This window comes from Kothea flammea (assembly GCF_052161645.1).
In the GTDB taxonomy this organism is placed as follows: domain Bacteria; phylum Planctomycetota; class Planctomycetia; order Pirellulales; family Pirellulaceae; genus Laterigemmans.
Genome location: NZ_CP197414.1, coordinates 5,975,479 through 5,990,059, shown reverse-complemented (window position 1 = coordinate 5,990,059; position 14,581 = coordinate 5,975,479). Strand labels below are relative to the sequence as shown.

Below are 14,581 nucleotides of genomic sequence, written 5' to 3'. Positions count from 1 at the left end.
GCTTAACCAAAAACTTAAAAGAACCGCGGCTAGCGCCAAAGCGGCTAATGGTTTTCGGATGGACTCTAAGTTTTGGGGCCGCCTATGGCTGGCTGGCTCGTTGAGATCGTCGGCGAATGTCTTTCACCTGGTTGCGAATCAGTGGAGGAAGTTTGGATACTAACAAACTTCGCCCTCGGAACCAAGAATAAGGCTCCAGCAGGACACCGTGCGCTTCGATGAATAATTGTCCCGGTCGCCCTTTCAGTTGAGTGATCTTAAGATAGGCTCCCGCACCCGGATATTCGCCTTCCTCGGCCGGCTTCATGCTACCATCTTCTTGACGCTCGAACCGTTCCCAACTGGCAGCCAAGCTGGGATCTTGATTGAAACGGCGATCGACATGCACCGCGAAAAGAATCGATTCAGCAGTTTTACTCCAAAACGAGTGGCCGACGCCAGTCAAGTGAATGCGATCAAAAATCATAGCGTCGAGGCGGTTGTAGAATTCACGTTCGTCATTCAACTGAGCGGGATCAATGTCGGCTTGGCTGAGTGCTTCGGCTGATAACTTTTCGGCGGCTTGGTCCGCCTCTTCGATGGCAAATACCTGCTTGAGGAATTCAGGGTCAGCCACGTCCTGCAACGTGCCTTGGGCGACAAAGTAGAGGTTCAACTGATTTCGTTCCAGCGGCTTCTTGCTGTCGTCCAAGGGTTGATGTTCGATCTCCAAAACATGCGGGGCTTCGACTCGCGGTGCGGTGAATCTTTGTAATGGGTAGCGTGGCTCTGCTACTTTTTTCAAGACAGATTCTTGCTCGTCGGCGGTCAACCCATCGGGCATTTGAGGGTTGGGAAGGGCAATCGCCTCGGTGAAGATTTGTCCGGCGACGCCGGCGAGCAATTGCGAATAGATGGGGTTCTGTTGGCGGTGTGAGTCTTCGCTCCCGGCGGTTGGGGAAACTGATGGTTGGTCCGGTTGTGCGGCTTTGACCGGCGGCGCCAGCACGACACCCAAGCAGAGCAGCCACGCGGTCAACAACGTTGCGACCAAGTTGGGCCAGCGATTTGATTGTCCGTGGGGAAGAAACAGCAACATAATCAAACTCACTTAGCGAAGGTTTGAACCAATCATAGCGGATAGCCTTATTGTTCCGCCCGCCGCCGACAGGTCTAGGGTCTGTCGCGATAATTCCATGTCCTGGAGGTTCGCGAAACACGAAACTGAATAAATAGCGGCGTTGGATAATTGTAGGCCGCAGCAATTTACTCGACGGCCACTGGGGACACGGAAGTGCTCAGAAGCAAAAAAAATAGTTGGTTGACGTTGGTCACCAGCGGGGCTGTGTGCATTGGCCTTGCCAGCGGCGGATGCAAAATCCCCGATCCGATCACCGTTAGAACCGAGTTAATTCAAGCGACCACGCCGGCCGTCGACTCCAGTCCGATCATTGAGATGCCAGTGGGGGCGGTTCGCAATTGCGCAACCAAAATTGGCATCGTTGACGTGGATGGCTTGATGGTCAACGACAACCTCATTGGCCTCATGTCGTTGGGCACCAACCCGGTCGCCGATTTTCGCGCCAAGCTCGATTACGTGCGGCGGCACCGCGACATTCGGGCGGTGGTGGTGCGGATTAATTCTCCCGGCGGAGGCGTGACCGCCTGCGACATCATGTGGCGCGACCTACAGCAGTTCAAGCAAGAAACGGGACTTCCGGTGGTCGCTTGTTTAATGGACGTGGGAGCTGGCGGCGCCTATTATCTGGCCACCGGTGCCGATCTGATCGTGGCCCATCCAACGACGGTGACGGGGGGAATCGGTGTTATTTTTAACGCCTACGAGATGGAGGATTTCCTCAGCAATCTCAGTATTATCGGCGTGCAGGTGAAGAGTGGTTCGCAAGTCGATATTGGTTCGCCGCTGCGGCGGATGCCAGGCGAGTCGCGAGACATTTTGCAGCAAATTGCCGACGACTTTCAAACGCGTTTTCATCAGCGAATCGAGGTTGGCCGAGGCCTAGCGCTCAAGGGAGATGAGCCATACCTGGATGGGCGGATCCTCACGGCCCCACAAGCGGAGAATTTGGGATTGATCGATACTGTGGGCTACCTCGACGAAGCGATTGAGATTGCGGCGACTCAAGCGGGCTGCGGTGTGGCTCGACCGGTGTTGTTGCATCGCTGCCGCGATCGTGGCGAAACACCGTACGCCATTACTCCTAATCGGCCTTCGGAAGGTGAGCTGCTGCCGCTGGATATCCCCGGGATTAGCCGAGCAAAACTGCCGACATTTATGTACCTGTGGCAGCCCAACCCAACGTATGCACATTAACAGCCTAGGGCCAGACGTTGATTTCCGTCAGCCCGCTCCGCGCTGGACCACGATGCTGAAAAACCACGCGGATTTTCTTTGTGGTGACGGGAGTGAAAGTGGCTGTGTTCATCGCGCCTCCCTGAGGCTGGACCGGGTTGGTTTGCAAATTGGCGACAGGCTTCCAAACAGACTGGTCCCAGTACTCGAGGGTGTAAGCCGTTGGTGCTTGTACGCCGCCGCGGTCGTCATACAAATGTAATTCGATGCGTTGGACTTGTTCCGCTTTACCAAAATCGATCTCCAGCCAATCGCTGGAGTCGGGAGATTGATAAGCGGTCCAGCGGTTGTTGGGAGTTGGGCGATAGTTGATCTTGCCATCATTGGCAAACTCCACGCGGTCGTAGGGTGACGTATGCGAAGCGGTCGCGCGGGGAAAGCCATCTCCCGTGACATTGGTGGCGAGGCTCGAGGGGGGCGACGGTGGTGTCAAGTCGGTGTCGCGTTGCGGGCCCCAGGCGGCGAATTCGGTCAACCCGGTTGCCGCTTGCTCGGCGGGTGTGAGCAGTGCGCGAAGACGCGTTGTCTTGACCATTTCAAAATAAATATGGTTAGCCCGTCTGCCGGTGATCTGTTGCGGGCGACGTTTTCGTTCAGACACTGGTTGCCAGTTGTCGTCCTGCCAATATTCAAGGGAAATCGCGGCGGGAGGCACGATCTGTTGGCCGTCATCGAGCGGATACAACACCGCTTCATCTAGATATCGCGGCGTTCCGAAGTCAATTTCCAACCACTCTTGCGCGCGGTCCGAGCCGTCGTTGGTCCAGCGGTTTGGCGGTGTAATGTGATACCAGTAATTGCCATCTTGCAGGGTCATCGGCGAAGTGCCGCGGCCGGTGTGTGAAGCTTTCATTTGTGGGTAAAAACTACCCTCGTTGTTGACGGCAAAGTTGTAGCGGGGAGGTGTTACCGAAGCGGCCAATTTTTCAGGTAACGGAACTTCCAATCGCGACACTTCTGCCGCCGCTGCGATTGTTTTCCCATCAACCACTAAATGCATACCGGCTCCCATTCCATAACGATCCCCGGCGCGATCCCAGATGATCGAGACCAAACGATCGCGATAGGGAATGTCGACTAAAGCAAAATAATCCCAAGCGGCGGGGAGCAGCGGATTGACTTCCAGCATCTCATCATCGCGAGGTCTCAATCCGGCTAACCCGGTGACGATTAAATCGCAATAGCCAGAGTGTAAATAGTGTTCACTGTGATTGTAATTGTCATACCCTTGCCAAGAACCAGTGTCGGGGTTGGCCGCTTCGGCAATGTAGGGGCGACCATCTTTGCGATGTGTCAGCGAGTAGGTCTTGAGGACTTGGAAGTAGTCTTCGCTATCAATCGCATTTTGTGAGTAGTTATTCAGCAAATTTGCCATCGCCACCAGAGTCTGTGTGGTGGCGTATGGCCATGACTGGCCGCTCCACCAGCAGCAATAGTCAGTGATTAAGAACTGCGGGTCGCGGCGTTCGACAAAGGATGGCCCATAGTCGGCCCAGAAGTAATCACGATCGAGCAAAAACCGCCAAGCGCTGGCAAAGTCATCTCGGTCAGCAGGCAGGTTAAATTGCCAGGGGACGTAGCCGATCAACTCGCGTCCGTGTGGGCTGCTGGCGTATTTGCCCGTCTGATAAGTCAGCGTGAGCGCCTCGTTGACAAAGCCATCACGCTGCTCGTCTTGCTTAAACATTGGAAAGAAAAAGCGACGCTGGGGATCCCATAATTTATTTTCAACCAACAGCTTTAGATCATCCGCTTGTTGGCGGTATTCGGCCGCACGTTGTGGTTCGCCGGCTAGTTCATAAAGTTTCGCCAATGCGACCGCGTCCCCGTACATGTAAGCATTGAACGAGGGGCGGTAGCTGGGGGCACCGCGAAGAATGTCTTGCGTCTGGCGACTGTTGATGTTGAATTCCATGCCATCATCATGGCCGGTCTGCCAGAACATGCCGACTTCGGGCACGTAATGGCTCGCTTTCCAGGCTTTGTAATTTTCAGCTAAAGCGGGCAACAATTCGAGTGCAAAAGGGCGGTCGCCGTGAGCCATTTGCACCGCCCAAACGGAATCGGCCAACCACGTGCTGTAGTTGCGAGGCTGGGCACCCGGAGTTTGGAACCAATAGCGGGCGTAGTCTTGCGCGTATGCCTTGTTGCGCAGCCAGCGAACCTCATACAGTTGGTGGCCGGCGGGACAGCTGATCGCACCATAAGTTCCCGACCAAAAAGGTCGATCAATAAACTCCGTATAGCTGTATCCGCTTTGCGGCGAGCCATAGGTCAAATGTTTGGTAACGACTTCCCAGCGGTAATAGTATGTCGAATTGATCGCGTCGTCTGGACTATCAAGGAAAGGGATGTTTTCCTGATACCAGTCCCAATCGCGATTGTCCCAGAAAGTTTGCGCCTCGAGCAACTGTTGTTTGTCGAGCAACTGCTTTTTGTCCAGCGCTGCTGGTGTGCCGGACAGTTGGGCCACGAGGTTGGCGGTTAGGCCGAACGTCACGACCCAGCAAAACAGTGCCGGGGCGACGAAGTGGGGCAATCGCATGCAATTTGCTTTGAAGTAAAGCCAAGTAGAAAAAAACAGTTTAGACTTCGCCAGTTCTCACCGAACTCGACCAGCCTTCGGCGACATCTGCGTCAGAGATTGCCGGTTTATCCTCATCACTGACCGCGACGCGATCGTGGAAGAGGATCAAAAAGAGGAACATAACAGCACCGGCGGCCACGCTGGCGATCATCCAAATCGAATACCAATCGACGATGGTTTCTTCGCCGACGGTGGTGGTGTAAGACTCTTTGATCTTGGCCACAATTTGGGCACCAATCCCCAGCCCCAATCCTTGGGTAATCAACACCAATAGCCCTTGCGCTTGACCGCGAATCTGCTTGTCGCACTTTTTGTCGGTATAGATGAAACCAGTGACAAAGAAAAAGTCGTAACAAATGCCGTGCAGCAAGATGCCGCTGAATACCATCCACTGGACATCGGAGCCATCGGCGGCAGCGAATAGACCGTAACGCAAAACCCAAGCGGCCATGCCGACAACCAGCATCCACTTGACACCCAAAAATGCGAAGAACAGCGGCATTGCCAGCATGAAAAAGATCTCTGACATTTGCCCGTAACTCATCACGTAAGCGGGCTCGTCGAAGCCGACTTTACCGGTGTAAATCGGGGCGAACGCATAGTAGGCTGCCAGAGGAATGCAGATTAGGAAGGAAGCCACGATGAACACGGCGAAGGAGGGTTGTTTCATCAGCGCAAGGGCATCGAGGCCGAGAATCTCTCGCACGGAAGCCTCTTTGCCGGCAGCCGGCGGAGGCGTATGTGGAAGCGTAAAGCTGTACAAGCCCAACAGGATTGCCGCGCCCCCGGTGACGTAGAATTGCGAAATGTCAGTGTCTGCCTTGAGGTACTTGCTGACAAAAATCCCCGCCACAATCCAGCCCACGGTGCCGAATACGCGGATGAAGGGGAACTCACGTTCTTGGTTGACAATATTATGAAACGTTAAGGTGTTGGTTAGCCCCAGCGTGGGCATGTAACAAAGCGTATGCACAAACAACAAACCAATCACAACGTCGGGCCCCATGTCGACAACCGAGGGGACAGCCAACATGACTGCACCGCCGAGCAGGTGCATCACCCCCAGCACGCGTTCGCTGGCAAAATATCGGTCAGCGATCATGCCGAGAAAGAAAGGTGAAACGACCGCCGCGATGGGAGCGATGGTGTATGCCCAGCCGATCCAATCTCCCATCTCGCGTGCTTCTAAGAAATTGCCGATGGTGACATACCAAGCTCCCCAGATGAAGAACTGGAGAAACATCATCAATCCGAGCCGGAACGTTGTGGGCGTGATCATGGGGCGGGTAAAGTCAGTTTCTGAGGGAGGTAAGTGGCTTGCGCGCTGAAACAACGGGCTTCGATTGTAAATCAACCGCCGGCAAGATGCGAGAAGCCTAGGTTTCCTGCTAATCCTCAGTGTTTATCACGGTGGCCGGGCCGATCGGGCTGTCGGCGGTGGCACCGGGAGCGAAGTGGCTGCGGCGGGCGGTGCAGAGGGCCAGCGGCGCGCCGTGGTCGAAACAGAAGGTGCCAGAAGTCACCGTGGCGACCACTTTGTCTCCCGCACGCAATTCCATTCCCGGGGTGGGGACTTGGGCCGAGTCGAATTTCCAAAGCGTCAGTTTCTTTTGCACCTGCCCCATGGCGTCCAGTCGGGCGATGGTCTCCTGCCCCAAATAACAGCCTTTCTTAAAGTCAATCGCCAACTCATCACGATCCATCTCTTGCGGCAGATTGGCTTCGGTGCAATCCATCCCAAACCAGGGGAAGCGATGACGAATGCGTCCGCAATGGACAATCGCTGCTGAGCCCGGCAGCACATCTTCGGCAATCAAGGCGGCATCGAGCGCATCGGCGTGCTCTTTGGGGACGGCGAACAGCCAATCGCCCGAGCGGGTCCAGGGTACCTGATATGCCTCCGCGGTGACCTCGCCAATTTGAATCGATTGCTGTGCCAATAGGGGAGCCGCCGCGGGGTGCAGTTGCCAACGCTGGGCCCATTGCGATCCGGCAACTCCCGGCCAAAACACCGCATGGAGCGTTTGCGAAGCGTCGACGATTTGCAAGTCTTCGCGAATCACGTAGCGGTCAATGTGAGCGGAGAGGCGATCGAATTGGTGCGGCACCGTGACCAGCCGCAAACGATCTGGAAGAGCGTAGACCGTGCCGTGACCGAACGCTTTGCCGCGAGCTTCCGTGATAAAGGTCTCCAGCCCCTGGCCCGGTTGCAGTTGGCGAACGTGATTGGTGGTCAGGTTGCCCAGCACGGCTCCCCGGTCGGTTCCCAGGAAATCGATCCAACTTAATTCCCCAAACGGCACAAACAATTCGCCCGACTCAAAGCGTTCGCTGAGCGATTGGCCGACTTGAAAATCCTGTTCGGGTGGAGAGACCATCGATTGCGACTCAGGGTAAAAAGGTTAGGCAGCGAGAAAACGTACGCAGACGTGAGGAACAGCGGGCAAGGTTGCTGTCGATGCGGCTTTCTGTAGTGTATCAGTCGGTGGATGCTGGTTGGCAAAATTGGGCGGTTCCGCAAAATTGAGCACTGCGAATTACCGCGCAAGTGACATGTCCGCGGATCAGCCGATTAATTTGTTCGGGGGTTTCGATCGCACCGATACCGAGCGATTCGATTTGTTCGGCAGCCAAGTCGCTCATCAACAGCACGCGGCCTTCTTGACGCAACTGGGAAATCAACGTCGCCGCGAGGGTGTCGGGCCCGGCGTCGCGAGCCAATCGTTTTTGCGTCTTCTCCCAATCCTCGGTGCTGGCCAGCCGACGCAAGGAACGACCGATCGGGGCGGCCAGGTGCGAGGTGACCACAATCGTACCGCCGGGATTGATCAAGTGCCGAGCGACATGCAGAGCTCGCGCGACGTTTTGCCAAGACTGTTGTTGGCGGTCGCCATCCAAACAGGCAAACACCAACTCGGCCTTTCGCGAGCAAGCGGGCGCGTCGTGGGCAAGTGCTGCGGCGGCAGGCTCTTGCTCGACCGAATCCTCGCGGCCTTGCTCTGAAACATCTGCTCGATGAGCAACATCTGCTCGATGATTGGCGGCATTGGCCAAGTCTGTTTGGCGGCGGACACCGGCGGGCGTGCCGGCAAACACTTGAGCCACTTCGGCGCGGGCCGTCGGCATCACGGCGACCAGCATTTGCACGCCGAGTAGCCAAGCGGCTTCGGCAGCTTCCCGATCGTCGGCGCCGCCGGCGGCGATGGTTTCCTGACGCAAGCGGTTTTGCGTATCCGCATCGGCGAAGGCGGGCATCACGCCGCCGTCCATTACGTTGGGGTCCAATGATCCAGCCGGGCGTGCCGTGATAATCGGAATCGCCAAGTCGGCTTCGATCAATTGGCGATTGAGGTAAATCGGGTCGGCTGCCGCATTGGCAGCCAAGTAACCATGTTGTTCACGATTCTGGGGGTCGTGAACAAGCACTTCACCGCGGTCAGCGACCGCGTCGACGACCTCAACCAGGGTCTGCGGTGACGTTTCTTGCGAGAGCAACACCGATAGATGTGCTAGAGTCTGCAGGGGCAACGCGTCGACCACCCCAGCCACCACCTCGGCGACGGCGGGGATATTGCCATCGACGGCCAACACGACGCGGTCGCCCTCGACAACGGCCTGGGAAATTGCGGGAAAGTCACAGGGGGATTCGACGCATTCAGTTACCGCTTTGCGAACGTCGACAATCGCCGGTCCCCGGTTGGGCCGGAATTCCCAGATTTCTGTTTCCGCAAACGCGGGCAAGTCGATCGCCTCGGAGCGGCCTAAGCCGATCTGAATCAGGGGGTGTGTCAACCGCATCGTTCCTTGCATTTCTGGTGAGTGCATTCCTGGTAAGTTCTCTTGTCGTCTGCCACAAAGGGACGTTATGAAACCAACGCTCGTCCACTTTCCCTTGTTAGACCGCTACAAATCGATGCGATCAACCCGAGTTATGGCCGTTTGTGTCATTTTGTTCACGTCAGCCATGGGTTGCGGCGGGGACAGTGCTGGCAAACCAAACGATGGTCCGGATGCTTCACCAGCAACCGTCAATTTCGCCAACGACCTGCCAGCACCGATCAGCGATGGTGCCGCCGGTGAGGGTGGCGCCGGTGAGGGTGGCTCGTCAACACGTTTTGTGAGCGGCACGGATGATACGCCACGACAAGTTCTTGATGCAATGATCACCACATATCGGTCGGCTGAAAACTATTCGGACCGGGGGATCGTGCGGCTGAGTTACACCCGAGCGGGGCGCGAGCACGTGGATGACGCGCCGCTGGCCGTCGCCTTGCAGCGGAATCGGGCTTTGCGGATGCATGCTTACGGTGCCGAGCTGGCGATTGAGCGGGGTAGGTTACGAGCGGTCGTCAATGATCCATTAAGCAACAACTTGGATGGACAGATGGTCGACGTGGCCTTTGATCGGCAAAATTTTGGTTTAGCCGACATCTACGCGGATCCCTTGCTGACCCACTTTTCCACCGCCGGCTTGGGCGGCCCATCGCCTCAGCTGGAGTTGCTGCTGTCCGATGCACCGCTTTCAGGCCTATTTTCGGAGCAAACCCAGTTGAGTTTTGGCGAACCGGCCGAGATCGACGCGCGTCCCTGCCGCTGTTTGGTCGTGACGGCCGAGGCGCTACGTTATCGTTTTTGGGTCGATCAGGAGAAGCTGCTGCTGCGGCGGGTTGAACTGCCCGGCGAGAGTGCTGGTCTGAGTGGCGACCCCAGCGTGAGTCAGGTTCGATTAACGATTGAATTGCGCGAGGCTCAGTTTGCGATCGCCGCCGAGGTCGACTGGAACTTACCACGCCGCCCCAATCAGTTTGCCGTGAAGGCGTTGGTGCCACCGCCACCCCCGATGATTTCACCCTTCTTGGGCAGCCGGCTCTCCGAGTTTGAGCTGCGATCCCGCAGACCGGCTGCCAACCGTGGCTCGGCGGTTCGTGTCAACCAGCGCGGTTCCGATCGTGATTACACCGTGCTGTTGTGGATCGCCAATCACCCCGCCTCGCAGCAGGCGGCAAGGGTGTTGCAAAGCATTGCCGATAGCGAAGCAACCAGTTCCACGTCCGCTGTTCGATTTGTGATTGTGATGGCGGAACCCGATGCTAGTGATCCAACCGCCACGCAGACGTTGCTCCGCAGCTGGGGAGTCGGGCTACCAGGCATCGACGATCTGGCCGCCGTGGGGCGCGACGTTTTTAAAATTGCCGAGGCCCCGACGTTGGTGGTGCTGGGAAAAGGGGGCCAACTGGAGTGGTTCCAGCCGCGGGTGGGGCCCGAGCTGGCGACCGGTTTGCCAGCCCTGTTGACCGACCTTAAAGCGGGCCAACGCGTCGGCGAAGCGATGCGGCAGCAAGCTTTGTCGGATCAAGCCACTTATCGCAAACTGTTGGAAGAAGCTCGCAGTAGTCCCCCCGAAACGTTGCCGCGGTAACGAACGTTGCTATGGTGAAAAGACGTTGCCTCTGGGCCTTTCGGTTGCGTTATTTGCCGACTGCTGCGGCCAAGCTGTCGAGCAAGCGGCGCGTATCATCAAACCCCAAGCAGGCGTCGGTGATGCTTTGACCATAAACCAGGGAACTGGCTGCGGCGATCGGTTGCGCTCCGGCGACTAGATGGCTCTCGACCATCACGGCGCGAATCGCTCGCGAGCCGGCTCGCAGTTGCTCGGCGATGCAGTCTGCCACTTCGAGTTGTCGAGCTGGATTTTTTTCGCTGTTGCCGTGGCTGCAATCGACCATGATGCCCGTTTTAATGTCGGCGGCTGCCAGTTGGCTGGCGGCCGCCTCGATTTGCGGCGCCGCAAAATTGGGTCCCGATTGTTTACCACCGCGGAGCACCAGGTGGCCCCAGGGATTGCCCGTAGTTTCGAAAATTGCCGGTGCCCCGTGGGCCGTCAACGAGGGAAAGAGGTGACGGTTTTGCGCTGAAATAATTGCCTCGACCGCTACTTGGACGTTCCCATCAGTGCGGTTTTTAAAGCCCACCGGCATCGACAACCCGGAAGCCAGCTCTCTGTGAATTTGACTTTCCACCGTTCGCGCGCCGATCGCAGCCCAGCAGACCAGGTCGGCATAGAATTGGCCCAGCGTGGTGTCCAGAAATTCGGTCGCCGCCCCCAGTTCAAGCTCGGCAATGTCGCACATCAACTGGCGAGCCAGCCGCAGACCGCGGTTAATCCGGTAAGAATTATCCAAGTCGGGGTCGTTGATGAGTCCTTTCCAGCCGAGAATGGTGCGGGGTTTCTCGAAATAGACTCGCATCACCACCAACAGGCGATCGGCAAATTCAGCGACCAGCGGACGCAGCCGCGCCGCGTACTCCCGAGCGGCGTCCACGTCATGAATCGAACAGGGACCTACGACGACCAGCAGTCGCCGATCCTCCCCCGACAGAATGCGTTCAATGCTGGTACGCTGGGTGGCAACGCAATCGGCCGCGCGGTCGCAGAGCGGAAATTCCTCGGCCAGGACCGCTGGGCTGAGCAACGGATGCGTTTTGGCTATCCGCAAATCGTCGGTGCGCATTAATTCCTTCTCGTACTCTCAGTGAAACGGTACTCTTACACGTGAGCCAACGGCCCGGCGGTTGCCATGATTGGAACAGACCTGAATAACAAAGTACCGGAGCAATCGATCGAGCACGAGTACCACGAAATCGTCGCCTTTCGCGCCGCCGAAAAACTGTCACCTTTCGCGCCGCCGAAAGTCCAAGCAACAAAACAACACCCGCTGCTCAAGAAACAAAGGTTTTTCTAGTGCAATCCGCCGCGTCTCCCATCCATTTAGAATTTCACGAAGGGACGCTGCGATTACGGGGCGCAACATCTCAGTTGGTAGCCGCACTATTTCCTCAAGGTCCATTTCTGTTTGACCACCGCGACGATTGCTACCGCGCTGATGCCCAGCACTATGCGACCGTTTCCCGGCTGCTGGAATTGTTTTTCCAACAGCAAGCCGCTGACGCACCTCCAGCAGTTTTAATCGATGAAGTCTTGGCAACCTTCGACGTTACTTTCCCACGCGGCAGCCAAGTGGAACTGCGGAGTGACCAACAGGAGGCGTGCAAAGCTTTTGAGGATGGCGGCGGCCGGGGATTGATTGTGATGCCGACGGGGACTGGAAAAACCGTGGTGGCCATCGAGTTGATTCGTCGGGGCGAGACCAGCACTTTGATCGTGGTGCCAACCCGAGACTTGATGTATCAATGGCACAATCGTCTGCTCGCGGCCACGGGGGTCGATGCGGGGTTGATTGGGGACGGCGTGCATCGCGTCTCGCCGGTTTCGGTGACAACGTATGAGAGTGCCACGATTCATATGCATCGCCTCGGCAACCGGTTTGGCATGTTGATCTTTGATGAAGTGCATCATTTAACAGGGCAATGGCGTTGTGACGCTGCCAAGATGTCGGCCGCACCTTGTCGGCTGGGCTTGACCGCCACGTTGCCTGCAGACAAGGAACGTGTGGCTACGTTGCAAACGCTGGTCGGTCCGGTGCTCTATCAGCAAGCGATCTCAGCCGCCACGGGACGCACGCTGGCCAATTATCAAGTCCGCCGCGTCGCCGTCGAAATGACCCAAGGGGAACTGCGGCGTTATCGCGAGTTGGGTGAGATCATCAGCCGCTATGTGGCCGAGCAACGACGTCTCGATCCTAGTTTTCAGTGGCCCGATGTTTATAAACAAGTGGCGGCGACCGACACCGCGCCGGAGCAAGCCAAAGAAGCTAGCCGCGCGCTGCGGGCGTCCCGCATTAAGAAACGCTTGGAAGAACGCAACGCGGCCAAGTTGGAAATTCTCAGCGAGCTGTTTCGCAGCCACGCCGGCGAAAGTATTTTGGTGTTCGTCGGCTCCAATGTGATGGCGCGGGAGATCGCGTTGCAATTCATGGTGCCTTGTTTGCTCAGCCATTGTGGTAAACGCGAGCGGGCCGACTTGCTGGAAGGCTTTGCCGACGGACGTTATCCTGTGTTGGTGGCTAATCAAGTCCTCGACGAGGGCATCGATCTGCCGGCCGTTAAAGTAGCGATTGTGCTCGGCGGCATGGGCAGCAGCCGCCAAGCGGTGCAACGGTTGGGACGCCTGTTGCGGCGAAATGCCCGCGACGCCAATCGACCGGCGGTGCTGTATGAGGTCGTAACGTCGGCCAGCGGAGAGGTCGAACGCAGTCGCAAACGTCGGCGACACGAGGCCTTTCGAACGAAGCAAGATGTGGCCAGCGGGCCAGCAGCGGGGCCAGCTGCAGACAAGCCCACTCGCGGCGAGGGTGGCCCTGATGTTGCGTAGCGAACAGGCCATTTTGCGATACCAGTTTTCCACCGGCCAAGTCCTTCCCGACCAGCTTCGCCAAGGTCGGCACGATCATTACCTCCGCGCAGCCCGCACGATGATCGACATTTATCGCCGCGGAATCGGGCAAACGCGGCAACAGCTGCATGGGCGTGTGGAAAGTGTGCTGTCGCGTTTGCCCGACTGTCCACCCCGGCGGATCGCCGCTTTCTGCAAACTGCTGGACGATCGAGCTGAGTATTATGGCGACCGTCGGGCGGCTCGCCAGTTACGGCAAAAACTGTTTGCCCTGGGAGCAGAGCTGCACCCTTTGGTGGCTAAACCAGAAGGGTTGTTCGAGCACACCTTCGAGGCCGCGCGGCAGCGAGCCAGTGAGGAACTGGGGCGACCTTGGAGCGAGATTGAGGCCCAGCTATTTGCCGACGTGATCGAGCTGCAAACATTGCGTGAGTTTCCTGAGATTGAAAATCCGGTCGATTTACTTTCGCAGTATAACTTGGCTCAGTACCAAGCCTGTCTCTACAAGGCGACCTCGATGAGCGTGATCGCCAAGAGCGAATTCAAGACCATTCTGCGGCACGCAAAATTAGCCGGGTTGATGCATCGCATCGAGCTTCGCGAACGACCTCGGCGTTACCTTTTCGTTTTTGATGGTCCGACCTCGATGCTGCGGCAGACTTGGCGATACGGAATTCGCTACGCCTGCTTGCTGCCCAAACTGTTGACCCTGCCCGACTGGGAATTGCAAGCCAAAGTGCTGGGCCCTAAGCAGCGTTTGTTCACGCTCGGCCTCAGCCCAGCTCACGGGCTCCGCTCGCCGCTGGCCAGCCCCGAGGAGTTTGATTCCCAGCAAGAGGCGGAAATTGCCGACGCTTGGGAGCAAGTCCAGCCGGCGGGCTGGCGGATGGAGCGAGAGGCCGAAGTTTTATTTCAGGGGCAGACAGTTTTAACTCCCGATTTCGTGCTCTGGCATCAAGATCACGCCAAACCGGTGTACGTTGAGTTTATTGGCTTTTGGACACCCGAATATTTGGCCGAGAAAGCGATCAGGTTGCGGCAGTTCTGTCAAACGCCCGCGGGAGCCAGCCAGCCACCTAATTGGATCCTGATTTTTCCCAAGCGAACGCAGGGGGCAGCGGAACCCGATTGGCCCGATGTACCACGGCTGGAGTTGGGTAACCGCTTTGACCCCTATAAATTGGTGGCGATTGCCGAAGAATTGCTCGGAATCCAAAGCCGGACTGACAAACCGCAGTCAGACCGATAGAATCTGGGACGTATCGGTGCCGACCAGCAACGCCGCCTCATCTGAAATCGGCCGCTAGCCCGAACACCGACTGTTTCGCCCCCACCTCACCAACTTGGA

The 14,581-nt window shown here is 57.2% G+C and carries 10 protein-coding genes; 4 read left to right on the top strand and 6 right to left on the bottom strand.

From position 1 onward, the window contains the following. Positions 1 to 82 precede the first annotated feature (82 nt). Entirely contained in the window at positions 83 to 1,078 is a 996-nt protein-coding gene (locus tag SH139x_RS22460; RefSeq protein WP_488352005.1) for a hypothetical protein, read from the bottom strand. A gap of 195 nt (positions 1,079 to 1,273) precedes the next feature. Between SH139x_RS22460 and SH139x_RS22455 the strand changes: the two genes are divergently transcribed. Then, positions 1,274 to 2,314 carry a S49 family peptidase gene (locus SH139x_RS22455; RefSeq protein ID WP_488352004.1) on the top strand — a complete coding sequence of 347 codons (1,041 nt, stop codon included), beginning with the start codon at positions 1,274 to 1,276 and terminating at the stop codon, positions 2,312 to 2,314. Between the two features lie 4 nt (positions 2,315 to 2,318). On the opposite strand, the gene SH139x_RS22450 is transcribed toward SH139x_RS22455, so the two are convergent. From SH139x_RS22450 to SH139x_RS22435, 4 genes are all read right to left on the bottom strand, one after another. Then, the gene (locus SH139x_RS22450) at positions 2,319 to 4,898 is read right to left on the bottom strand and encodes a discoidin domain-containing protein (RefSeq protein WP_488352003.1); all 2,580 of its coding nucleotides are present in this window, start codon (positions 4,896 to 4,898) and stop codon (positions 2,319 to 2,321) included. A 40-nt stretch (positions 4,899 to 4,938) separates the two neighbouring features. Further along, entirely contained in the window at positions 4,939 to 6,219 is a 1,281-nt protein-coding gene (locus SH139x_RS22445) for a nucleoside permease (protein ID WP_488352002.1), read from the bottom strand. 109 nt (positions 6,220 to 6,328) lie between these two features. Next, positions 6,329 to 7,318, bottom strand: a complete 990-nt coding sequence (gene ygfZ / locus SH139x_RS22440) for a CAF17-like 4Fe-4S cluster assembly/insertion protein YgfZ (RefSeq protein ID WP_488352001.1) — start codon at positions 7,316 to 7,318, stop codon at positions 6,329 to 6,331. Positions 7,319 to 7,418: 100 nt separating this feature from the next. Further along, positions 7,419 to 8,765, bottom strand: a complete 1,347-nt coding sequence (locus SH139x_RS22435) for a nickel-dependent lactate racemase family protein (protein ID WP_488352000.1) — start codon at positions 8,763 to 8,765, stop codon at positions 7,419 to 7,421. A 40-nt stretch (positions 8,766 to 8,805) separates the two neighbouring features. Between SH139x_RS22435 and SH139x_RS22430 the strand changes: the two genes are divergently transcribed. After that, the gene (locus tag SH139x_RS22430) at positions 8,806 to 10,359 is read left to right on the top strand and encodes a hypothetical protein (protein ID WP_488351999.1); all 1,554 of its coding nucleotides are present in this window, start codon (positions 8,806 to 8,808) and stop codon (positions 10,357 to 10,359) included. 49 nt (positions 10,360 to 10,408) lie between these two features. Here SH139x_RS22430 and SH139x_RS22425 read toward each other — a convergent pair whose 3' ends face one another. Beyond that, a complete protein-coding gene (locus tag SH139x_RS22425; RefSeq protein WP_488351998.1) occupies positions 10,409 to 11,452 on the bottom strand; it encodes a 3-deoxy-7-phosphoheptulonate synthase in 1,044 nt (347 codons plus the stop codon). A 230-nt stretch (positions 11,453 to 11,682) separates the two neighbouring features. Between SH139x_RS22425 and SH139x_RS22420 the strand changes: the two genes are divergently transcribed. Both SH139x_RS22420 and SH139x_RS22415 read left to right on the top strand, forming a co-directional pair. After that, positions 11,683 to 13,212: a DEAD/DEAH box helicase gene (locus SH139x_RS22420; RefSeq protein ID WP_488351997.1), complete on the top strand. Its 1,530-nt coding sequence runs from the start codon at positions 11,683 to 11,685 to the stop codon at positions 13,210 to 13,212. Continuing rightward, a complete protein-coding gene (locus SH139x_RS22415) occupies positions 13,202 to 14,482 on the top strand; it encodes a DUF790 family protein (protein ID WP_488351996.1) in 1,281 nt (426 codons plus the stop codon). Before SH139x_RS22420 ends, SH139x_RS22415 begins: the two co-directional genes overlap by 11 nt. Positions 14,483 to 14,581 lie beyond the last annotated feature (99 nt).